General features: G+C 64.3%; 21 protein-coding genes. 13 read left to right on the top strand and 8 right to left on the bottom strand.

Features of this window, described 5'->3' with window-relative positions; translation table 11 throughout:
• The first annotated feature begins 54 nt into the window (after window positions 1-54).
• Window positions 55-1,032, top strand: a complete 978-nt coding sequence (locus tag ABIB99_RS10915) for a Bug family tripartite tricarboxylate transporter substrate binding protein (RefSeq protein ID WP_028151050.1) — start codon at window positions 55-57, stop codon at window positions 1,030-1,032.
• A 215-nt stretch (window positions 1,033-1,247) separates the two neighbouring features.
• On the opposite strand, the gene ABIB99_RS10920 is transcribed toward ABIB99_RS10915, so the two are convergent.
• On the bottom strand, window positions 1,248-2,933 hold the full coding sequence (locus ABIB99_RS10920) for a methyl-accepting chemotaxis protein (protein WP_354175783.1): 1,686 nt from the start codon (window positions 2,931-2,933) through the stop codon (window positions 1,248-1,250).
• Between the two features lie 261 nt (window positions 2,934-3,194).
• Between ABIB99_RS10920 and ABIB99_RS10925 the strand changes: the two genes are divergently transcribed.
• The 4 genes from ABIB99_RS10925 (at window position 3,195) to ABIB99_RS10940 (ending at window position 7,687) form a co-directional block, all read left to right on the top strand.
• Window positions 3,195-4,238 (top strand): C-terminal binding protein, encoded by a 1,044-nt coding sequence (locus ABIB99_RS10925; protein WP_028151051.1) that lies wholly within the window; start codon window positions 3,195-3,197, stop codon window positions 4,236-4,238.
• An 87-nt stretch (window positions 4,239-4,325) separates the two neighbouring features.
• A complete protein-coding gene (locus tag ABIB99_RS10930; RefSeq protein WP_063981165.1) occupies window positions 4,326-5,669 on the top strand; it encodes an ABC transporter substrate-binding protein in 1,344 nt (447 codons plus the stop codon).
• 169 nt (window positions 5,670-5,838) lie between these two features.
• A complete protein-coding gene (locus ABIB99_RS10935) occupies window positions 5,839-6,795 on the top strand; it encodes a carbohydrate ABC transporter permease (protein WP_354175784.1) in 957 nt (318 codons plus the stop codon).
• On the top strand, window positions 6,788-7,687 hold the full coding sequence (locus ABIB99_RS10940) for a carbohydrate ABC transporter permease (protein ID WP_063981163.1): 900 nt from the start codon (window positions 6,788-6,790) through the stop codon (window positions 7,685-7,687). Before ABIB99_RS10935 ends, ABIB99_RS10940 begins: the two co-directional genes overlap by 8 nt.
• Before the next feature lie 6 nt (window positions 7,688-7,693).
• Here the strand turns inward: ABIB99_RS10940 and ABIB99_RS10945 are convergent, their stop codons facing one another.
• The gene (locus ABIB99_RS10945; RefSeq protein ID WP_063986097.1) at window positions 7,694-8,587 is read right to left on the bottom strand and encodes a LysR family transcriptional regulator; all 894 of its coding nucleotides are present in this window, start codon (window positions 8,585-8,587) and stop codon (window positions 7,694-7,696) included.
• Between the two features lie 141 nt (window positions 8,588-8,728).
• Between ABIB99_RS10945 and ABIB99_RS10950 the strand changes: the two genes are divergently transcribed.
• The 4 genes from ABIB99_RS10950 (at window position 8,729) to ABIB99_RS10965 (ending at window position 12,674) form a co-directional block, all read left to right on the top strand.
• Window positions 8,729-9,700 (top strand): MBL fold metallo-hydrolase, encoded by a 972-nt coding sequence (locus tag ABIB99_RS10950; RefSeq protein WP_063981162.1) that lies wholly within the window; start codon window positions 8,729-8,731, stop codon window positions 9,698-9,700.
• A gap of 52 nt (window positions 9,701-9,752) precedes the next feature.
• Complete coding sequence (locus ABIB99_RS10955) at window positions 9,753-10,760, top strand: alpha/beta fold hydrolase (RefSeq protein WP_354175786.1); 1,008 nt, start codon at window positions 9,753-9,755, stop codon at window positions 10,758-10,760.
• 19 nt (window positions 10,761-10,779) lie between these two features.
• Window positions 10,780-11,238, top strand: coding sequence for a DUF6130 family protein (locus ABIB99_RS10960; protein ID WP_354175788.1), 459 nt, complete (start codon window positions 10,780-10,782; stop codon window positions 11,236-11,238).
• Window positions 11,239-11,318: 80 nt separating this feature from the next.
• On the top strand, window positions 11,319-12,674 hold the full coding sequence (locus ABIB99_RS10965; RefSeq protein WP_354175790.1) for an esterase-like activity of phytase family protein: 1,356 nt from the start codon (window positions 11,319-11,321) through the stop codon (window positions 12,672-12,674).
• A gap of 255 nt (window positions 12,675-12,929) precedes the next feature.
• Here the strand turns inward: ABIB99_RS10965 and ABIB99_RS10970 are convergent, their stop codons facing one another.
• The 6 genes from ABIB99_RS10970 to ABIB99_RS10995 form a co-directional block, all read right to left on the bottom strand.
• Window positions 12,930-13,757 carry a TonB family protein gene (locus ABIB99_RS10970; RefSeq protein ID WP_354175791.1) on the bottom strand — a complete coding sequence of 276 codons (828 nt, stop codon included), beginning with the start codon at window positions 13,755-13,757 and terminating at the stop codon, window positions 12,930-12,932.
• Entirely contained in the window at window positions 13,757-14,203 is a 447-nt protein-coding gene (gene exbD, locus ABIB99_RS10975; RefSeq protein ID WP_063981157.1) for a TonB system transport protein ExbD, read from the bottom strand. Before exbD ends, ABIB99_RS10970 begins: the two co-directional genes overlap by 1 nt.
• Window positions 14,204-14,206: 3 nt before the next feature.
• Window positions 14,207-14,983 carry a tonB-system energizer ExbB gene (gene exbB, locus ABIB99_RS10980; protein WP_063981156.1) on the bottom strand — a complete coding sequence of 259 codons (777 nt, stop codon included), beginning with the start codon at window positions 14,981-14,983 and terminating at the stop codon, window positions 14,207-14,209.
• Window positions 14,984-15,010: 27 nt separating this feature from the next.
• A complete protein-coding gene (hutX, locus tag ABIB99_RS10985; protein WP_063981155.1) occupies window positions 15,011-15,526 on the bottom strand; it encodes a heme utilization cystosolic carrier protein HutX in 516 nt (171 codons plus the stop codon).
• A gap of 30 nt (window positions 15,527-15,556) precedes the next feature.
• The gene (hmuQ, locus tag ABIB99_RS10990) at window positions 15,557-15,892 is read right to left on the bottom strand and encodes a heme-degrading protein HmuQ (RefSeq protein WP_063981154.1); all 336 of its coding nucleotides are present in this window, start codon (window positions 15,890-15,892) and stop codon (window positions 15,557-15,559) included.
• A gap of 135 nt (window positions 15,893-16,027) precedes the next feature.
• The gene (locus ABIB99_RS10995; RefSeq protein ID WP_354098299.1) at window positions 16,028-18,424 is read right to left on the bottom strand and encodes a TonB-dependent hemoglobin/transferrin/lactoferrin family receptor; all 2,397 of its coding nucleotides are present in this window, start codon (window positions 18,422-18,424) and stop codon (window positions 16,028-16,030) included.
• 249 nt (window positions 18,425-18,673) lie between these two features.
• Between ABIB99_RS10995 and ABIB99_RS11000 the strand changes: the two genes are divergently transcribed.
• From ABIB99_RS11000 to ABIB99_RS11015, 4 genes are read left to right on the top strand one after another with little or no spacing between them, the layout of a single operon-like run.
• Window positions 18,674-18,880 carry a hemin uptake protein HemP gene (locus ABIB99_RS11000; RefSeq protein ID WP_063981151.1) on the top strand — a complete coding sequence of 69 codons (207 nt, stop codon included), beginning with the start codon at window positions 18,674-18,676 and terminating at the stop codon, window positions 18,878-18,880.
• A 6-nt stretch (window positions 18,881-18,886) separates the two neighbouring features.
• Window positions 18,887-19,837: a heme/hemin ABC transporter substrate-binding protein gene (locus ABIB99_RS11005; RefSeq protein ID WP_063981150.1), complete on the top strand. Its 951-nt coding sequence runs from the start codon at window positions 18,887-18,889 to the stop codon at window positions 19,835-19,837.
• Complete coding sequence (locus tag ABIB99_RS11010) at window positions 19,834-20,928, top strand: FecCD family ABC transporter permease (RefSeq protein ID WP_354175793.1); 1,095 nt, start codon at window positions 19,834-19,836, stop codon at window positions 20,926-20,928. The genes ABIB99_RS11005 and ABIB99_RS11010 overlap by 4 nt, the downstream gene beginning before the upstream one ends.
• On the top strand, window positions 20,925-21,740 hold the full coding sequence (locus ABIB99_RS11015) for a heme ABC transporter ATP-binding protein (RefSeq protein WP_063981148.1): 816 nt from the start codon (window positions 20,925-20,927) through the stop codon (window positions 21,738-21,740). Before ABIB99_RS11010 ends, ABIB99_RS11015 begins: the two co-directional genes overlap by 4 nt.
• Window positions 21,741-21,789 lie beyond the last annotated feature (49 nt).

Here is a 21,789-nt window from a genome sequence, read left to right on the forward strand (position 1 = left end):
TTTTGCGAAGAGAAGCTAGGTTCCCCGCCAACGAAAAAGAGGGAACGTCCAGACATGCTGTCACCACTGATCCGCGCCCTGCGCGCTGCCGGCGCAGCCGCGCTTTGTCTCGCCGCCGCATCCGCCGCGCAGGCCGACAATTATCCGAGCCGCAACATCACGCTGGTGCTGCCGTTCGCGGCCGGCAGCGGCACCGACACCACGACGCGGCTGATCTCGCAGCATTTGTCGCAGGCGCTCGGCGTCGGCATCGTGATCGAGAACAAGGCCGGCGCCAACGGCATGATCGCCGCGACCTATGTCGCGCGCGCCGCCCCCGACGGCTACACGCTGCTGGTGACGACCAACACCACGCATTCGGCCAATCCCTATCTGCTCAAGAGCCTGACCTACGACCCCGTCAAGGACTTCACCCCGATCGCGCGCACCGGCGACCTGCCCTTCATGCTGGTGATTCACCCGGAGGTGCCGGCCAAGACCGTCGGCGAGCTCGTCGCCTACGGCAAGGCCAATCCGGGCAAGCTGAGCTACGCGTCGGGCTCGTCCTCGGCGATCGTGTCGGGTGCGACCTTTGCGCACAATGCCGGGCTCGATCTCCTGCACGTGCCCTACAAGAGCTCGCCGCCGGCGCTCAACGACGTCATGGGCGGCCGCGTCTCGATGATGTTCGTCGACATCCTGACCGGCCTGCCCCACGTCAACGGCAACGCGCTGCGCGCGCTCGCCGTCACCACCAAGGACCGCTCGCCGCTGGTGCCGAACCTGCCCTCGATGCAGGAGGCCGGCGTGCCGGATTTCGACATCTCGTCGTGGCAGGGCTATTTCGGCCCCGCCGGCATGCCCAAGGAGATCGTGACCAGACTCAACGCCGAGATCAGGAAGATCGTCGAGAAGCCGGAGATCAAGGCCCAGCTCGCCACGCTCGGCATGGACGCCTTCTCCGGCACGCCGGAGCAGCTCGGCACGTTCGTGAACGAGCAGCTCGTGCTGTGGGAGAAGCTGATCACCAACGCGAAGATCGAGAAGCAGTAGGGAGTCTAGGAAGGTGTCATCGCCCGCCTTGTGCGCAATTGCGCACTGGGGCGGGCGATCCAGTATTCCGAGACGTTGGTGATTGACCCGATGGGCCGCGGCGTACTAGATGCCCCGCCTTCGCGGGGCATGACAGCCGAACAGTTGAAAAAGAAAAAAGGTGGGCACGGCGCTTGCGCGCCTTTGCCCACCCTACGAATTCCGTGCGTTCGGCCTTACGCCGCGCGGACCTTGGCGAGGAAGCCGTCGACGGCGCTGCGCAGCGCGCCGGACTGGCTGTCCAGCTCGCGGGCGTTGGTGAGCACGTCGGTGGCGGCAGTTCCGGTTGCTTCCGCGGCCGAGGTGACGCTGCCGATATTGGCGTTGATCTCGTTCGAACCGGCCGCGACCGACTGGATGTTGCGGGCGATCTCGCGGGTCGCTTCGCCCTGCTGCTCGATCGAGGCGGAAATGCCGGCGGTGATCTCGCTCATCTCGGCGATGGTCTGGGTGATACCGGAGATCGCCGTGACCGCGTCGCTGGTCGAGGTCTGCATCGCCGCGACCTGGGCGGAGATTTCCTCGGTCGCCTTCGCGGTCTGATTCGCCAGCGCCTTGACCTCGGAGGCCACCACCGCGAAGCCGCGGCCGGACTCGCCGGCGCGCGCCGCTTCGATGGTGGCGTTGAGCGCGAGCAGGTTGGTCTGCGCCGCGATCGAGTGGATCAGCTTGACGACCTCGCCGATCTTCTCGGCGCCGGTCGAGAGCACCTGCACGGTGGCGTTGGTGCGCTCGGCATCGCTGACGGCCCGGCTCGCGACTTCGGTCGAACGCGTGACCTGGCGGGAGATCTCCGCAACCGAGCTCGACAATTCTTCGGCGGCCGCGGCAACCGTGCCGACATTGCCGGAGGCTTTTTGCGAGGCGGCGCCGACCGTCGCCGCACGCGACGAGGCGTCGCTGGCCGTCGCGGTCATCGACTGCGCGGTGCTCTGCATGCCGGCGGCGGCCGAGGAGACCGAGCGGACGATGCCGTTGACGCTGCGCTCGAAATCGCTGGCGATGCCCTCCATCGCGTTGCGACGTTCCGCCGCGGCACGCTCCTTGGCATCGGCCTCGGTCTTCTCGAGGCCGCGGATGCGGACCGCGTTGTCCTTGAAGATCTGGACGGTCGAAGCCATCGCGCCGACCTCGTCGCCGCGACCAACCCCGGGAATCTCACCCTCGAGCTTGCCGTCGGCGAGATCCTTCATGCGGGCGCCGAGCAGCTCCAGCGGGCGGCTGATGCCGCGGCTGATCAGCCAGGCAACGCCGCCGGCGACGATGACGATGCCGAGCATGGCAAGACCTAGCAGCCAGTAGACCGGGCCCATCTTGGCGTCGATGTCGCTGAGATAGGCGCCGGTGCCGAGATACATGTCGAAGCCGGGCACCGCGACGGCGTAACCGATCTTGCTGATCGGCGTCTCCTGGCCGGGCTTCACGTAATCATAATAGAGCAGGATCGAGCCGTTGGCCTTGACGCCGTCCATCAGCTCGACGGAGAGCTTGCGGCCGTTGGTCACGACATCCATGCGGTTGCTGCCGATCTGCTTCGGATCGGGCGCGAGCTGGGTGATGCCGTCATAGGACGTGCCGAACAGATAGCCCGAGCCGTTGTCGTAGGTCATCGCGTTGCCGTAGCGGCGAAGGTCGGCCAGCGCCGCATCCTTGGTCAGCTCGCCGGCATCGACGCGCTTCTTCAGCGCCGCGGCGTAGTTGCGACCGAGGTCGACGATCGATTTGGCCTGGTCGATGCGCGCATTGACCATCTCGCGCTTCATCAGATAGCCGGCGAGAACACCGGAGACGCAAAGGCCCAACAGGGTGACGCCGACAAGGATACCGAGCTTCGGGGCGATCTTCAGATTGCTCAACTTCACGGGACAGCTCCGGCAATAATGGGATACGGGCGCGCAAGGGAATCGATAAATTTGATTCAACTTTTAGTGTGTGACCTCTTATCAACCTGTTACGGGCGGCTCCGTAGAAGCCCGGACGGAAGGCCGAAACAGTCGAATAAATCGCCGCAGCGGCAACCGACGATTGTACGCGACCGCTCCGATTTCGCGTAAAAGACGCAAAGGCCCGCCCACAAGGTGCGGGTCACAACAAGAACCGACAGACCAAATCGGGAGCAGGAAATGCCGAAATACAGGGTGGTGACGCCGAAGGGCGCGAGCTTCACGGTCGCAGGCAGCGACTATTCCTTCGAGCGAGAGGCGCTCGATCCGATCGATGCCGAGATCGTCGAAGCCCCCGCCAATGAGGCCGAGTTCATCGCCGCCGCGAAAAACGCCGATGCCATCTACGCCAAGGGCATCCCCATCACCAAGTCGATCATCGACGCACTTGATAGCTGCAAGGTGATCACGCTCGGCTCGGTCGGCGTCGACAGCGTCGACGTGAAGGCCGCGACCGCCCGCGGCATTCCCGTTACCAACATTCCCGATACCTTCATCGAGGAGGTCGCCGACCACGCCATGATGCTGCTGCTCGCCGGCTTCCGCCGCCTGGTCGAGCAGGACAGGATGGTACGCGACGGGCGCTGGGCCGAAGGCCGGCCAGCGCTGCTGAAGATCCCGCGGCTGATGGGCCAGACGCTCGGCTTCATCTCGTTCGGCCGCGTCGCGCGTGCAGTTGCGAAGCGCGCCGCCCCGTTCGGCCTGCGCATGATGGCCTACGATCCCTTCATCCAGGAAACGCTGATGTACGACCATGGCGTGATCCCGGCGACGCTGAACGAGGTGCTGTCGCAATCCGACTTCGTCTCGATGCACGCCCCTGCAAGGCCCGAGGTGCATCACATGCTGACCGAGAAGCACTTCCGGCAGATGAAGAAGGGATCGGTTTTCATCAATACCGGCCGCGGCGCCACCGTCGACGAGGAAAGCCTGATCAAGGCGCTCCAGGAGGGCTGGATTGCCCACGCCGCCCTCGACGTGCTGGAGAAGGAGCCCCCCTCGCACAACAATCCCATCCTCAGCATGGAGAACGTGACGCTGACCGCCCATGTCGCCTCGGCCTCGGCACGGTTCGACGAGGCGCGCAAGCGCCGCGTGGGCTACGAATTGTCACTGGTGCTTCAGGGCATGTGGCCGGTAAGCTGCGTCAATCCGTCGGTGCTGCAGAACACCGCGCTCCGCCGCTGGCAGCCCGTCAGCATGGATCGCGGACCGAACAGCTAGGCGGCCGGCCGCAAAACGCGCCGGGAATCGGAACGGCCCTTCACCGGCGATCAACGCCGGGAAGGGAGACATCATAGGGAGGAACTGATGAGGAACGACATCACCCGTCGTGATGCCTTGGCTCTGGGCCTGTCCGCTACGGCGCTCGCGGCAACCGGTGTTGCAGCGCACGCTCAATCCGCGATCAAGGCCGCGGACGTCCCCGCACCGAAATTGCCGATCGAAAAAGGCGCAACCCTGCGCATGCTGCGGCCGGTGCGCTTCGTCCAGGCCGACGAAGACGTGTTCCGCGCCAATGCGGCAAAATTCACCAAGGAGACCGGGGTCGAGGTCAAGGTCGACTTCGTCGGCTGGGAGGACATCAACCAGCAGACCGCGGTGACCTCGAATTCCGGCGCCGGCCCCGACATCATCATCGGCTTCTCCGACGCGCCGCACATCTATGTCGACAAGCTGATCGAGCTGACCGACGTCGCCGACTATCTCGGCAAGAAGTATGGCGGCTGGCAGAACCTTGCGAAGGCCTACGGCAAAAAGGCCAAGAGTGATACCTGGATCGGGCTCCCGTTCGGGGCCACCGCCGGTCCCCTGATCTATCGCAAGTCCATCCTCAAATCCGTCGGGTTCGACAAGGCGCCGGAGGACCATGCCGGACTCCTCGACCTCTGCAAGAAGCTGCAGAAAGCCGGCAAGCCCGCGGGCTTTGCGCTGGGCAATGCCGTCGGCGACGGCAACGGCTTTGCGGACTGGATGATGTGGTCGCACAATGCCTCGCTGCTGGATGAGGAAGGCAATGTCACCATCAACAGCAAGGAGACCATCGCGGCGCTGAATTTCGTGAAGGAGCTCTACCCGACCTTCATCGCCGGTACGCCGTCCTGGAACGACGTCAGCAACAATCGCGCCTATTCCTCGCAGGAAATCGGGCTGACGGCGAACGGCGTCTCGCTGTATTTTTCGCTGAAGAACGATCCGGCGACCGCGGCGATCGCCGAGGATTCCGAACATCAGCTGCTGCCGAAGGGCCTTGCACCGATCTCGCCGATGTCGGGACTGACGCTGAACGCCATGGTGTTCAAGCACAGCCAGTATCCGAACGCGGCGAAGGCCTTCCTGCAGTTCATGCTGGAGAAGGACCAGTACGAGCCGTGGCTCAACGCCAACAGCGGTTACTGGTCGCAACCGCTTGCGGCCTACGCCGATGCGGCGGTGTGGAAGGGCGATCCCAAGGTCGCGATCTTCAGGGACACCATGAACAGCACGTATTACGCCGGCTTCAAGGGTCCGATTTCGACCGCCACCGGTGCTGTTCGCGCGGACTATGTGACGGTGCAGATGTTCGCCTCGGTCGCGACCGGTGCGGCGACGCCCGAAGCCGCGGCTGCGGAAGCGGAACAGCGCTGCAAGCGGTACTTCCGCAGACAGAGGTAGCGGCCGACGACAACGCGGCCGTCATTGCGAGGAGCGACGCGACGAAGCAATCCGGACTGCAACTGCGGAGACAGACTGGATTGCTTCTGCCTTCGCCAAAGCTACGGCGGACAAGTCGCTTCGCTCGCAATGGCGGTGTGGTAACAGCCTAGAACAGGACAACGACCCGATGTCCGTGACCACCCTCTCCTCCCCCGTACTGGTGCACCGGCAGCAATCCTGGCTGGTGCGGCTGTTCGACTACAAGCCGTTCCTGATCGTGATGTGCCTGGCGCCCGCGATCGGGCTCCTCGCGGTGTTTCTGACCTATCCGCTCGGTCTCGGCATCTGGCTCGCCTTCACCGACACCACGATCGGCCGACGTGGCGTCTTCGTGGGCCTTGAGAATTTCCAGTATCTGCTCACCGATCCCCTCTGGTGGGGCGCGGTGTTCTACAGCGTGTTCTATACGGCGGTCGCGACCTTCGGAAAGTTCGCGCTCGGCTTCTGGCTCGCGCTGCTGCTCAACAACCATTTTCCGTTCAAGAGCCTGCTCCGCGCCATCGTGCTGCTGCCCTGGATCGTGCCGACGGTGCTCTCGGCGCTGGCGTTCTGGTGGATCTACGATCCGCAATTCTCGATCATCTCCTACCTGCTGGTGGACGTGCTGCATTGGCGCACCACCAATATCGACTTCCTCGGCGCGCCCTGGCCGGCGCGCTTCTCGCTGATCGCCGCCAATATCTGGCGCGGCATTCCCTTCGTCGCGATCTCGCTGCTGGCGGGCCTGCAGACCATCTCGCCTTCGCTCTACGAGGCCGCGATGCTCGACGGCGCCAGCGCCTGGCAGCGCTTCCGCTACATCACCTTCCCGATGATGATGCCGATCCTCGCCATCGTCATGACCTTCTCGATCATCTTCACCTTCACCGACTTCCAGCTCGTCTATGCCATCACCCGCGGCGGGCCGGTCAATTCGACCCATCTGCTGGCGACACTGGCCTTCCAGCGCGGCATTGCCGGCGGCGAGCTCGGCGAAGGTGCCGCGATCGCGGTGTCGATGATCCCGTTCCTGGTGTTCGCGACGCTGTTCTCATATTTCGGCCTGGCGCGCCGCAAATGGCAGCAGGGAGAGAGCAATGACTGATACCGTCGCCCAACCTGCCGTGGCCGACGCGAAGGCGGCGCCCGATACCATGGCCTGGGATTCCGGGCTGCGGCGGCTGATGATGATCTACCTGCCGCTCGGCTGCTTCGTGCTGATCCTGCTGTTTCCGTTCTACTGGATGGCGATCACGTCGTTCAAGCCGAACGCCGAGCTGATGAACTTCAAGGATCACAACCCGTTCTGGATCACCTCGCCGACGCTGGCTCACGTCAAGCACCTGCTGTTCGACACCGCCTATCCGCGCTGGCTGTGGACAACGATGATTGTGGCGATCGGGTCGACCACGCTGTCGCTGATCGCGAGCACGCTCGCCGCCTATGCCATCGAGCGGCTGCGCTTCCGCGGCAGCCCCTATGTCGGCCTCGGCATCTATCTCGCCTATCTCGTTCCGCCCTCGATCCTGTTCATCCCGCTCGCCACCGTCGTGGTGCAGTTCGGCCTGTTCGACTCACCGCTGGCGCTGATCCTGGTCTATCCGACCTTCCTGGTGCCGTTCTGCACCTGGCTCCTGATCGGTTATTTCAAGTCGATCCCCTACGAGCTCGAGGAATGCGCGCTGGTCGACGGCGCCACGCGCCTGCAGATCCTGCGGCGGATCACGCTGCCGCTGGCGGTGCCCGGGCTGATCTCGGCCGGCATCTTCTCCTTCACGCTGTCCTGGAACGAGTTCATCTACGCGCTCGCCTTCATCCAGAGCGGCGCCAACAAGACCGTGCCGGTCGCGATCCTGACCGAGCTCGTCACCGGCGACGTCTACCAGTGGGGCGCGCTGATGGCCGGCTCGCTGCTCGGCTCGCTGCCGGTTGCGATCTTCTATTCGCTGTTCGTGGATTATTACGTCTCCTCGTTGACCGGCGCGGTGAAGGAGTAACACGAGCTAAGCGAGCCGCTCCTTAAGGCGCGGCGTGGCCCAGTCGAGAAAAGATCTGAGCTTGAGTGGCTCGGGCTTGCGCTCCGCGTAGACGATATGCACCGGCCATGGCGCCTGTTCGAATGGTTCCAGCATCAAAGCGAGCTTTCCGGCGCGCCGTGCGGCTTCCATCTTGTACGACATGACGCGGGTGATGCCGGCACCCGCGATCGCGGCTTCGACCGCAGCCTCGGAGTCGCTCAAAGTCAATCTCGACCGGATCGGCACCGCTACTTCGCGGCCGTCGATGACGAACTTCCAGTTCCGCTGAGCCGCGAGGCTGTCGATACTGATACAGTCATGAGCAGCCAGATCGGCAGGCACCTTCGGTTGGCCGTGCTTGGCAACATAACTGGGACTCGCACAGAGCACGAACCGTACCGAGCCGACTCGGGTCGCGATCAGGTTGCTGTCCGGGAGGTTGCCGATGCGGACCGAAATGTCGATATTCTCCTCGGCCGTGTTGACAATGCGGTCGGTCAGGACGAGCCGTAGCGCGATGTCTGGAAAGGCATCCATGAATTCGAGCGCGATCGGCAACAGGTGCATGTGTCCGAGCCCCCAGGGCGACGTGACCGCGAGATCTCCTTTCGGAATCCTGTACTCGCCGGAGACCTCGCGCTCCGCGTCGTCTACCTGCCCGATAATGCGCTTGCAGGCTTCGATGTAGGATCGTCCGACATCGGTCAGCTTCATCTGGCGCGAGGATCGCTGAAATAGTTGGGCCTTCAACCGCGCCTCCAGCTCGGCGACCGTGCGGCTGACTGTCGCGACCGGCGTGTTGAGGCGCCGCGAAGCGGCTGAAAAGCTTCCTGTCTCAGTGACCGCGACGATCACCGACATTGCCTCCAACCGGTCCATCGGATACGCTTTCCATATCTTGAGAAGGTGCTTCTCAAGCATACCGTCTGCTCCCTACAGCGACAATCGGCTACGCGGTGGATATGCGCAAAGCCGCCGTGCGTTTTGAATGCCGTCGCCCGGCCGTCAATCGAGGACGCTATGGAGTTAGAGACCAGAGCCCTGCTGTCGCGCCGCAATTTCTGTCTCTGCTGCCTGAGCGGCGCGACGATTGCCGCTACTAACGGTTGGCTTTCGCCGCGGCAGGCCTACGCTGAAGCGCGAGGCCTTGTCAGCCTGATCAAGGACAGTGCGGCGACATCGCCGATCACCACGCACAAACTCCGAGGCAACATAGCCGTGCTCGAAGGCTCCGGCGGAAATGTCGCGGTCCTGACCGGTCCCGACGGCAAGGTTTTAGTCGATGCCGGCATCCGCGTCTCGCGTCCCCAGCTCACCAAAGCGATGGCCGATCTCGGCGCCGATCCCGTCACCCATCTCGTCAACACCCACTGGCATTTCGATCACGCCGATGGCAACGAATGGCTCCATTCCGCTGGCGCCAGGATCATCGCGCAGGAGAACACGCGAAAGTACCTCCTCGAAGTTCAGCGCGTAGAGGACTGGGACTACAATTTCCTTCCGCTCGGCGCGGGCGGAATCCCCAGTGAAGTCTTTGCCGGCAACCACAAGCTCAGGCTCAATGGAAGCTCGATCGACCTGAAATATTACGGGCCCGCGCATACCGATAGCGACATCTCCATCACTTTTGCAGAAGCCAACGTCGTTCATGTCGGCGATACCTTCTGGAACGGCATCTATCCGTTCATCGACTACTCGACCGGCGGCAGCATCAACGGGATGATCGCGGCTTCCGAAGCCAATCTCGCAGCGACCGGACAGGATACGATCGTGATCTCCGGTCACGGCAAGCCGGTCGGCAACAGAGCCGAACTCCAGGCGTTTCGCGACATGCTGATCACGATCCGAGACAACGTCGCCCGTCTCAAGAGCCAGGGACGAACGCGGGACGAAGCCGTGGCCGCCAAACCGACCGCGGCCTTCGATGCGATATGGGGGCAGTTCGTGATCGATCCCGGCTTCTTCACCCGGCTGGTCTACGAAGGCGTTTGAAGCGGCGGACGAAGGACGTCTGCGAGCTATCGATTCTTGACAGGAGATCGACATGAAAAGTGCAGACGTCCCGCCGCCACAGAGCCACATTGATCGTCGTCGCCTGGTCGCCGGACTATCCGGAATGGCCGTTGCCACCGCTTCACCGGATGCATCGGCGAAACCGCAGCGCGACAGCCGCGGCGCCACCGGTTCTTATCCGGTCGTCTACTATCGAACCAAATCCGTCGACGGGATCAAGATCTTCTACCGCGAAGCGGGGCCCAAGGATGCACCGGTGGTGCTGCTGCTGCACGGCTTTCCGACCTCCTCGCACATGTTTCGCAACCTGATCCCGGCTTTGGCGGACCGCTATCACGTGATCGCTCCCGACTATCCCGGCTACGGCCAGAGCGACATGCCGCCGCGCACGTCGTTCAAATACACCTTCGATCGCTTCGGCGAACTCGTTGACGGCCTGCTCGGCCAACTTGGTGTCACCCGCTATGCGATGTACGTGATGGATTACGGCGCCCCGGTCGGCTGGCGGCTGGCGCTCAAGCATCCCGAGCGCGTCAGCGGCCTGATCGTGCAGAACGGCAACGCCTATGACGAAGGGCTGAAGGAGTTCTGGAATCCGATCAAGCAATACTGGGCCGACGGGTCCGATACCAGCCGACAGGCATTGATGAAACTGGTCACGCTGGAAACGACGAAATTCCAATACACCGACGGCATGTCGGATGTAAGTCGGATTTCACCCGACAATTGGGTACAAGATCAGGCGCTGCTCGACCGGCCCGGCAACAGCGATATCCAGATGGACCTGTTCTACGATTACCGGACCAATCTGCCGCTGTATCCCGCAGTGCAAGCCTACTTCCGCAAGCACAAGCCGCCAACGCTGATCGTCTGGGGCAAGAACGATTTTATCTTCCCGGCCGACGGCGCCCATCCCTACAAGCGCGACCTGCCGCAAGTGGAGTTTCACCTGATCAACACCGGTCATTTCGCGCTCGAGGACAGATTCGACGAGATGGTTCCGCTGATCCGCGACTTCCTCGCCCGCAAGATCGCCTGATAACCTGGAAGGAACGAACATGAATGCGGCCCTCGACGTCGTGGCCGCTCTGGCGGTCTCCACAATGTTTGCGGCAGCCGCCGTCGCCCAAAGCGCCCGCGACGTGCGCGGGCCCTCTCCGCTGGTTGCCATCGACAAGCAGGCGCCCGCCCGCCTGATCGTCGATCCACCGCTGGCCGAACAACTGGCGCAGGGCCTCGTCTTCATCCAGTACACCACGGAGAATCTCCGGGTCGTGCCGGTGTTCGGCAAGGGCGCGCTCGACGTGTCGCCGCGCATCGGTCACGTCCACATCACGGTCGACGATGCGCCCTGGCATTTTGTCGATGCCAGCGGCGAGACCGTGATCGTGGTCGGACTGCCTCCGGGCCCGCACAAGGTACTGTTCGAGTTGGCCGATCCCACGCACCGCGTGATCGACAGCAAGACCGTCAGCTTCGAGATTCCGGCGCGCTCTCCGACACCGCCGAAGCAATAGCTGCTGCGGCGTTTAGCCCGCTTTCACAAAACTGCAACATGCGATCCGCATAAGGCGTCGTCCACTAACAGGAGACGCACATGCGCGCGACTTTTCTTGCCTCCGTCGCAACGATCATTCTCACCGCGAGCACCGCGCTTGCACAGAACGAGGGTGAATTCCCGGCGAAGCTCGCCGGCCACGTGGTGATGCCGGCCGCGACCTTCATCGACGCGCCGGCCGACGCGCCTGCCGATCTCAAGACCTCGGGCAAATACACCACCGGCAAGCGCGTCGACGCGCTCGGCACTGTGATGGGCAAGTCCTATGAGCGTGCGACCGGCGTGTCGCTGCCGTTCAAGGGCCAGCCGCTGCAGGGCCATTCCGGCATCAAGCACATGCCCGACGGCAGCTACTGGGTCATCACCGACAACGGCATGGGCGCGCGCGCCAACTCGCCGGATTCGATGCTGTACCTGAATCGCTACAAGATGGATTGGGCGAGCGGCAAGATCGAGCGCCAGGAAACCATCTTCCTGCACGATCCCGACAAGAAGGTGCCGTTCCGCATCGTCCATGAGGACACCCAGAAGCGCTACCTCACCGGCTCCGATTTCGATACCGAGGGTTTCCAGATCATCGGCGACACCTTCTGGATCGGCGACGAGTTCGGCCCCTATATCCTGAAGGCCGACAAATCAGGCAAGATCCTCGGCGTGTTCGAGACGGTTGCCGACGGCAAGCCGGTGCGCTCGCCCGACAACTGGGCCGTGGCGACGCCGGGCGCGCCGGGCGCGACCTACACCAATGTCAACCTGCGCCGCTCCAAGGGCTATGAAGGCTTTGCGTCCTCGAAGGACGGCAAGTTCCTCTACGGCCTGCTCGAGGGCCCGCTGTGGGACGCCGACAAGAAGGACTGGGAAAAGGTCGACGGCAAGGAAGCCTCCCGCATCCTCGAATTCGACGTCGCAGCCGAAAAATTCACCGGCCGCTACTGGCAGTATGTGTTCGAGCAGAACGGCAACGCCATCGGCGACTTCAACATGATCGATCAGGCCTCCGGCCTCATCATCGAGCGCGACAACGGCGAAGGCACGGCCGACAAGGCCTGCCCGCAAGGCACCCGCGGCGAGAACTGCTTCCCCGACATTGCCAAGTTCAAGCGCGTCTACAAGATCGAGCTGACCGACGCCAATGTCGGCAAGCCCGTGCGCAAGATCGGCTATATCGACCTCATGAAGATCCAGGACCCCGACAAGAAGGCCCGCAAGCCGCTCAATGACGGCGTCTACACCTTCCCGTTCTTCACCATCGAGAACGTCGATCGCGTCGACGAGACCCACATCATCGTCGGCAACGACAACAACCTGCCGTTCTCGTCCAGCCGCGATCCCAACAAGGCCGACGACGACGAGTTCATGCTGCTCGAGGTCGCGGATTTCCTGAAGGCGAAGTAAGCCGACGCTCTCTCCTCTCCCTCTCCCCGTTCTTACGGGGAGAGGGAAGGAACCGACAGTGGCGCCTCACCCTCCGTCATTGCGAGCGCAGCGAAGCAATCCAGAGTCTCTCCGCAGAGGCAGTCTGGATTGCTTCGCTGCGCTCGCAATGACGAGGATAGAACTCCATTCCCGCACTCTCGATGAGTGCGCGGAGACCGCCCCTCACCCCTCCCTCTCCCCGTGAGAACGGGGCGAGGGAGCGAGAGAGCAACCTCACCGCACGATAAAGTCCACCGGAACGGTAAAGCTCATCGAGCTGTTCTTGATCTCCGCCGGGATCGGCGGGAACGGCGAGGCCTGGTGGATCATCGACGTGGCCTTGGCATCGAACGCGGCAACGCCAGACGAAGCGATGCGGCTGGACGTGACCTGGCCGTTACGGCCGATCGTGAAACTCACCCGGACCAGCCCGCGCTGACCGTTGCCGCCGGACGGATAGGAGTGAAGGCGCATCAGGTGCGCACGGACGCGCTGATTGTAGGTCGCAACCAGCGATGCGACCGCGCCCGCGCTCATGGCGGACGCTGCAGGTGCCTCCCGCTCGGCGCGCGGTGGCGCGCTGGTGCGAGGCGCGGGGCGCGCCTCCGACGGCTTCTTTGCCTCCGGACGAACTACTTTCGGCTTTTCGGGCGCCGGCTTTTCCTGCGGCACGATTTTCGCGGGCTCCGGCTTGTCCGGCGTCGGCTCGAGCTTCTGCTCCGGCGGCGCCACCACGTCGGGCTTCTCCTGCGGCGGTGTCGGCGCGATGGTCTCCTCAACCGCCTGCCGCTGCATCGGCTCCGGCGGTGAGGCATCGGCCTCCTTCATCACCGGCCCCGGCACCACGTCATCCGGCGTCGCCTGCGGCGCCGACGTGATCGGCGCCATATCGACCATGATCGCCGGCAGGGTGACGCCCTGCTCCGGCTGCGACCGCACCCAATTCATCGCGATCACCGCGGCGATGACATGCAACGCCACGATCACCGCGGCCGAAACGCCCCAACGCGCCGTTTCGCGCTCGCCGAGCGGTTCATGCAGGGCAAAAGCGCTCGCCGACATCAGCTGCGTCCGTCGAGGCCGACCAGGGCGACCTTGAGATAGCCGCCATTGCGCAAGGTGTTCATCACCTCCATCAGGTCGCCATAAGAGACAGCCTTGTCGGCGCGCAGATAGATCCGCTCGTCCTTGCGGCCCTTGGTGGCGGCATCGAGCGCCGTGACGAGGCCTTCGCGTGCCATTGTCTCCTCGCCGACGGCGACGGTGAGATCCGGCTTCACCGTCACGAAGGTGGGCTTGTCCGGCCGCGGCGCCGGCTCGGCGGCGGTGGCCGGCAGCTCGACGCCGATGTCGACGGTGGCGAGCGGGGCCGCCACCATGAAGATGATCAGCAGCACCAGCATCACGTCGATGAACGGCGTGACGTTGATCTCATGGGTGACGTCGAGATCGCCGGGGTCGCCGCGCCTCAGCGGCGATCCCCCGCGTGCGCCGAGCTTCGCGGCCATGGCCTACTCCGCCGCCCGCGCCAGGCGGAACTCTCTGTGGTCGCGCTGGCGGCTGACCAGCAGCATGAGCTGCGCCGAAGCGTCGCCGAGCAACGCCCGGTAATTTGCGATGCCGCGGACAAGCTGATTGTAGATCACCACGGCCGGGATCGCGGCGACGAGTCCGAGCGCAGTCGCAAGCAGCGCCTCGGCGATGCCGGGCGCGACCACCGCAAGGCTCGTGGTGTGGCTCTCGGAGATGCCGATGAAGGAATTCATGATGCCCCAGACCGTGCCGAACAGGCCGACGAACGGCGCGGTGGCGCCGATGGTCGCGAGCACGCCGGTGCCGCGCGCGATCTGCCTGGACATCGCGGCCTCGACCCGTTCCAACCGCAGCGCGACGCGCTCCTGGAGGCCGTCATCGACAATGCCGCCGGAGAGCTCCGCCTCCTTGGCGCAGGACTGGATGAGCTGGGCGACCGCATCATGCGCGTCGCCGGTCCGCTCCGCCGCCTCGGCCAGCTTCATCCTGCCCTCGAGCGCACGCGTCCGCTGCACGGCGAGCGCGCTCTTGCGGCGCAGCTCGATGGTCTTAGCGAGCCACACCGTCCACGTCACCAGCGAGGCGATGGCGAGCCCGACCATCACCGTCTTCACGATGATGTCGGCACCGAGGAACATGCCCCAGGGCGACAGATTGCGCGGCAACAGCGCTTCGTCGATCGCGAAGGCCGGGGCCGGCGCAAGCACCAGCCCAATTGTTAGGATCACATGCCGAAGCCCAAAATTGCTCTGCATCCTGATCTCCCGACAGACAGAAGGAAATTATGCCACGCCTTGCGCCGCGACCCGGTCCGCCAGCTGCCGGAATCGCACGAGCTGGTCCGCCCGCAGCGCCCGGGTCTCGTCGCGGCCGACGAAGACCTTGAACATGATGCCGCCGTCGGCATTGACGAACGCAACGAAGGCCGAGGTCTTGCCCATGAAGGGGCGTTCGACGAAGGCCAAGGCCGCGCAGCGCTCGTGGCGGAGATGGCCGTGCAATCCCTTCGGCTGCATCAGGTTGAAATAGCCGCGGCCGACCTCGCCCGCCGGGACCGCGCCCGTGAACTCGAAGATCGCGTCATCCGTGTGCACGATGAGCGTGACCTCGCCCCACGCGGCGATGTCCTGCATGGCGGCGGCGAAATGCTCGCCGCCACCAACGCGCACCATGGACGACGGCAGCGCCTCGATCACCGCCCGCGGAGTGACCTTGCGCTCGCGCGCAACGTCCTCGATCACCGCACCGGGATTGTCAGCCATGTACGCCTTGAGATCGGCGAGATCGGTGCTCAGCATGTCCGGCTCCCTTTCCTGATCCGCCGCGATCTAGGCGGCCGCGTTCGTCTTGCGCTCGGTCATGATGACCTCGAACCCTTCGAACTTGGGATGGCCGAGATAGAGGCTTTCGCCGGTCTTGTTGTCGGCGCGCGCGTGGGCGCGGCGGAATTCGTCCGACCGCGTCCAGGCCTCGAACGCCGCCTTGTCGACCCAGACCGTGTGCGAAGAATACAGCGTGTGGTCCTCGAGCGCCGGCCCCTTCAGCAGGTGGAATTCAACGAAGCCGGCCATGCTGCCGAGATAGGATTCGCGGGTGCGCCAGACGGTCTCGAAAGCAGCCTCCGAGCCGAGCTTCACCTGGAAACGATTCATGGCGATGAACATCAGATTTTCTCCTGTCAGTCTTGTTGATCGGCGAATGCCGAGCGGATGTTTCAGAACGTGCCGAAGCCACGCTGGGACATCAGCGTGGCTCTGGCGGTGAATACGGCGTCCCGTTTGCTGTCGTCGGCGTACTCCTTAGATGCCGCCGAAGTGGTACTTCAGGCCTCCCTTGACCACGAGCCCGGGGCCGGCGCTCGCCCATTTCACGTCGTTTTGCGTATCGCCCGTACTGCCGACCGGAATGGCGTAGGGCCGGTAGTACTGGTTGAGAAGATTTTCGACCGAGAAGTTGAGCGTGAGATCGGGCCGCGGCTGATACTGGGCGTAGAGGTTGACGAGATCGTACGACGTCGCCGGCGTATAGGTCGGCGGGATGTCGGTGTTCGCAATCACCGACGTCCACATCACCGAGAGGATCAGGGTCCGGTCCAGCAACCGCACGCCGGCGGTCGTCGTGACCTTCTGCGGCGGAACGCTGTACAGGCCAAATCCCGTCTGGAGGTTTTTGCCGTTCTGGTAACTGCCGGAGAGGCCGAAGAACCAGGTGTTCGCGTCGTACATCGCCTCGGCCTCGAAACCCTGGATGCGGGCGGACGCGACGTTCTGATATTGCAGGAACGGAAGCACGGTGATGGAGGGCGCCGGCGGCGGGCCGGTGGGGACCACCAGCGGATTTCCATAGGCGACCTGATCGATGAAGTCGGAGATGTCGTTGCGGAACACGTTGATCTTGCCGCGCAGCGTATCGCCCGCCGTGAACAGATCGTTCTTCTTGATGTTGAAGCCGATCTCCTTGTTCTTGCCGACCTCGGGCCGCAGATTCGGATTCGGGACGAAGCAGAAGGTCGAATCCGCTCCCGGACCCGGCGTGCCCGACGGACAGCGGAAGAACGAGTCGTTGACCGTCGCGCCCGAATGCGGACCGCTGACCAGCGTTTCCGTGATCGACGGCGCGCGATAACCTTCGGCGTAGCTGACATAGGGCGTCACGACCGCCGTGGGAACGAGCCCGACGGTGATCTTCGGCGACAAACGGTCGCCGCCGGACGACGAGGATGCCGAGGAGAGCTGATAATTGTCGTAACGAAGCGCGCCGATCACCTCGAGCATGGAGGTGTAATTGGCCTTCCACTGCACGAAACCGCCGGAGACCGTACGCTGACCGCCGGGCGTCGTCACTTCCGACGTGCCGGTCCTGTCCTGCGTCGACACCTTGTCCTGGAACGCGTCCAGTCCGTAGGTCACCGCGTGACGCCAGCTGCCGGTATCGAAGCGCGTGGTGTTGTACACGTCGACGCCGACCGTATCGAGCAGATATCCACGGTTGCTGCCGATACAGCCGGACACGGCATTGCCGGGCACGCCGCTGCAGAAGACCGACGGCGTCGTGCTGGTATGCGCGGTCTTGACCTGGTCGTTCTCGGTGCGATTCCAGTAGACCTTCGCATCCCAGTCGAACCACTGGTCATCCGGCTGCGAATATTTCCAGCCGAGCGTCGTGGTGTAGTTCTTGACGTCGGACCTGTAGATCGACGTGCCGCTCAGGTTGTTGGCGCCGTTCGCATTGGTCGAGTTGGGATCGCCGGCACGGCGTGGCGGCTGACCCACGCTGTAGATGTCCTCCTGGAAGATGGTGCCGAGCTTGATCTCGTGCCCATCGGCCGGGCGCACCGTCAGCTTGGCGATGCCGCTGGTGAGCCGGTTGCCGGTGTTGGCGACCTCGAAGCCGGTGCCGTCTTTGTAGCTCTCCTGCGTCGAATAGGTGCCGCCCGCGAACACGTCCACATTTGGATTGACGTGAACACCGCCGAAGGCCGAACCGAGCGCTCGCCCGTAATTGCTGCCAAGAATGGTCTTGACGTCAACACCCCAACGTTCGCCGGCACGCACGACGTCCTCGATATCCTTGGTGCGGAACGACGCCACGCCGCCGATCGCACCGGAACCGTAGATGTTGGCGGTCGGACCACGAACGATGTCGATGCCGCTGATCAGTTCGGGGTTGAGGAAGAACGAGCCGTTGGCGAAATGGCCCGTGCGCTGATAATTCTGCCGCGCGCCGTCGACGACGACGGCGACGCGGCCGAAATCCTGCAAGCCGCGGATATTGATCGAGGTCGACGGCTCGTCGCCGCGGTTCTGAACCCATACGCCCGGCACATTATAGATGAGATCGCCGACCGTGCTGGCCTGGCGGCTTTCGATCTGCGCCGAAGTCACGACGCTGACCGGTGCGAGCGCGTCGACCGCGCGCTCGTCGGTCTTGGAGGCGGCAGCCGTGATGGTGTCGAGCGCCTGAACACCGACGATCGCCTGCGCGCGTGCATCCCACACGCTGGTGCTGGCCTGCTGCTGCTGAACAGCTTGCGGCTTGGCCGGGTTGCGCTTGGCCTGCTTGGGCTTCGCCGGCTTGGATGATTGCGCGGTTTGATCCGCGGTCTGCGCAAAGCTGCTCACCGGCGACACCGCCGCAATTGAAACCACCGACGCGCCCAAAATCAGCGCGCGCGAATACCTAGCCCCGTCAGCCATACACCCAACCCAATCATGATATGTCTTGTTTGGCTGGCGTGCGCTCGCGCGGCGAGCGACTGGCTGGCTATTCTCTGGTGCAGGCCCCCCGGCCCGCATTGTTCCATTTGGTTACGTGGCAACACCCTGACGGTCAATGTCATCGGGTTGCAGTTTATATCGATTGTAAATTGCCGCCGTTGGAATGCGCCTGATGCCGCTTATACAAACAAGACGCATCTGAAATTTCGAAAGCGCATCACACCTACCATGTCAGCAACGTCCGGAGACAATAGCGGCGATGCGGCAGGGCCGACACAAAGCCCTTCTGCAACAACGAGAAGTTTGACCATACGCGGGAGCCGGATCGACAGCCGCGAGCTGTTTGCGGCGGAGCGCGAGATCATCATCGCGCATGGCGAGGACGCCTATCGCCTTCGCCTGACCTCGCAGAACAAGCTGATCCTGACGAAGTAACCTGCAATGACATTTTGTCGCACCCTCGCAAACCTCCTGCTCACCGGCACCATCGCGCTCGCCTCGACCGCGCACGCCGCCGGTATCACGGTGCATGATGCGCGCAATCGCGATGTCGCCGTTGCCGACTTCGCCCGCACGGTCTCGATCGGCGGCGCCATTACCGAGATCCTCTATGCGCTCGGGCTGGAGAGCCGCCTGGTCGGCGTCGACACCACGAGCCTCTATCCGGCAGCGGCGCTGCACGACAAACCCAATGTCGGCTACATGCGCCAGATTTCGGCCGAGGGCGTGCTGGGCCTCAACCCGACCCTGATCCTGGCGATCCAGGGATCGGGCCCGCGCGAGACCATGGACCTCCTGGAGACGGCGAAGGTGCCGCTGGTGCTGGTGCCCGAGACCTTCTCGGAGGAAGGCCTGATCGAGAAGATCAAGCTGGTCGGCCATGCCATGGGCGTCGATGCGCGCGCCGAATGCCTGAGCACCGCAGTGGCTACGGATCTTGCGCAGCTGCGCGCACTGCGTGCCAAGGTCACGAAGCCGGTCCGCGTGATGTTCGTGATGTCGCTCCTGAACGGACGGGCGATGGTCGCCGGTCACAAGACCGCCGCCGACGAGATCATCCAGCTTGCAGGCGCCACCAACGCGGTCGAGGATTACGACGGCTACAAGAACATCGGCGACGAGGCGATCGTCGCGGCAAAACCCGACGTCGTGCTGTCGATCGAGCGCGGCAAGGATTCACTGCAGGCCGACGCGGTCTACGCCCATCCCGGCTTCGCCTTGACGCCGGTCGCGGCCAACAAGAGCTTCATCACGATGGACGGGCTCTATCTGCTCGGCTTCGGCCCGCGCACGGCCGCGGCGGCCCGTGATCTCTCCGTCAAGCTCTATCCGGCATTGGCCGAGGGCGGCGCCTTCACGTCGGCTCTGTCGGCGGCGAATTGCCGGCAATGAGCGTGGCGATCGGGACGGACTCGCGGAGCCCGCGACGTGCGGGCGCAGGACGGCGATTTACGTCGATTGCCATTCCCCTGCTCCTGGTGATCCTCGCGGCCACCGCCATCGTCGCGCTGACCGTGGGCGCGGCCGGCATTCCCCTCTCCCGGCTGCCTGCTGCGCTCGGTCTCGCAGGCAACACCACTGCCGACGCCGTGACGACGCGCGACCAGCTCGTGTTGTGGTCGATCCGCATTCCCCGGATCGCGGCGACCGCGATGGTCGGCGGCCTGCTCGCCGCGGCGGGCGCCATCATGCAAGGACTGTTTCGCAACCCGCTCGCCGATCCCGCGCTGGTCGGCGTCTCCAGCGGCGGTGCGCTGGCGGCCGCAAGCGCAATCGTCTTCACCGATTCGCGCTTCGGCGAGACGCTGCGCTTCCTTCAGACCGAGCTGTTGCCGCTCGCGGCCTTTGCGGGCTCGCTGGCCACGACCGCGATCCTTTACGGCATCTCCAGCCCCGCGGGGCGGACCTCGATCGCGATCTTCCTGCTCGCCGGCGTCGCCATCACTGCCATCACCAATGCCGGCATCGGGCTTCTGGTGTTCATCGCCGACGACCGCCAGCTTCGCGACATCACATTCTGGCTGCTGGGCTCGATGAGCGGCGCGACCTGGACCAAGGCCGCCGTGCTCGCGCCGATCCTCATCATCGGGCTCGGCGCCTGCGCGTATATTGCCCGCGGCCTCGATCTGCTGGTGCTCGGCGAGGCCGACGCGTTTCACGGCGGCGTCGACGTCGAGCGTCTCAAGCGGATCTCGATCGTCATGGTCTCCGCCATGACAGGGGTCGCGGTGTCGATCAGTGGCGTCATCGGCTTCGTCGGCATCGTCGTGCCGCATCTGCTCCGTCTCGTTATTGGACCTGCGCATCGCCTGCTGCTGCCGGCCTCGGTGCTGCTCGGCGCGATCCTGATGGTCGGCGCCGACACGCTGGCGCGCACGATCGTGGCGCCCGCGGAGATGCCGATCGGCATCTTGACGGCAGCGGTCGGCGCGCCTGTCTTCCTCGGCATCCTGCTGCGCCAGCGCGGGCTCGCCTCGCTATGAGCGCCGTGATCGAGGCGCGACGCTTAAGCAAGCGCGCCGGCCGCGCCACGCTGCTCGATGGTGTCGGCCTATCGGTTGAAGCCGGCGAGATGGTCGCGATCATCGGCCCGAACGGCGCCGGCAAGTCGACGCTGCTGCGGCTGCTCTCCGGCGATCTCCGCCCGAGCGAGGGCGAGGTGCACCTGAAGCAGCGCGACATAAGCAGTTATACGCCGCGCGAGCTTGCCGCGCGCCGCGCGATGCTGTCCCAGCACATCAACGTCACCTTCCCCTTCACGGTCGAGGAGATCGTGCTGATGGGCGCGGGCGACCGCAGCCTGCGCGATGCCGTGTCGCTCGTCGACGCCGCGCTGGACGAGGTTGGCCTCGCACATTTCCGCGAACGGCAATTGCCGACGCTATCGGGCGGCGAGCAGCAGCGCACCCATTTCGCCCGCGTGCTGGTGCAGCTCGCCTGCGGCGAGGCCGAGCATGGGCCGGGGCTCCTGCTGCTGGACGAGCCGACATCGAGCCTCGACCTGCGCCACCAGATCGACCTCGTCGAAGCCGCGCGCCGCCGCGCGGCAGGCGGCACCGCTGTCATCGCGATCCTGCACGACCTCAACCTCGCGATCCGCTTCGCCGACCGGCTCATCGTCCTGAACGGCGGCAAGCTCGCTGCCGACGGCCCGCGCGCGGAAATCGTCACGCGCGAGACCATTCGCGACATCTTCGAAATCGACGCCGTCGTTCATCAGGCCGACGACGGCGTGCCCTACGTGCTGCCGCAATCGATGCGGGCGGCGGCGCGAGCCGAACTGCCGCCGCGGTGAAGATGCACTCCCTCGCCCCGCTTGCGGAGAGAAGTAACGAAGACGGCGC

The sequence above is a fragment of the Bradyrhizobium sp. LA6.1 genome, assembly GCF_040547805.1.
In the GTDB taxonomy this organism is placed as follows: domain Bacteria; phylum Pseudomonadota; class Alphaproteobacteria; order Rhizobiales; family Xanthobacteraceae; genus Bradyrhizobium; species Bradyrhizobium barranii.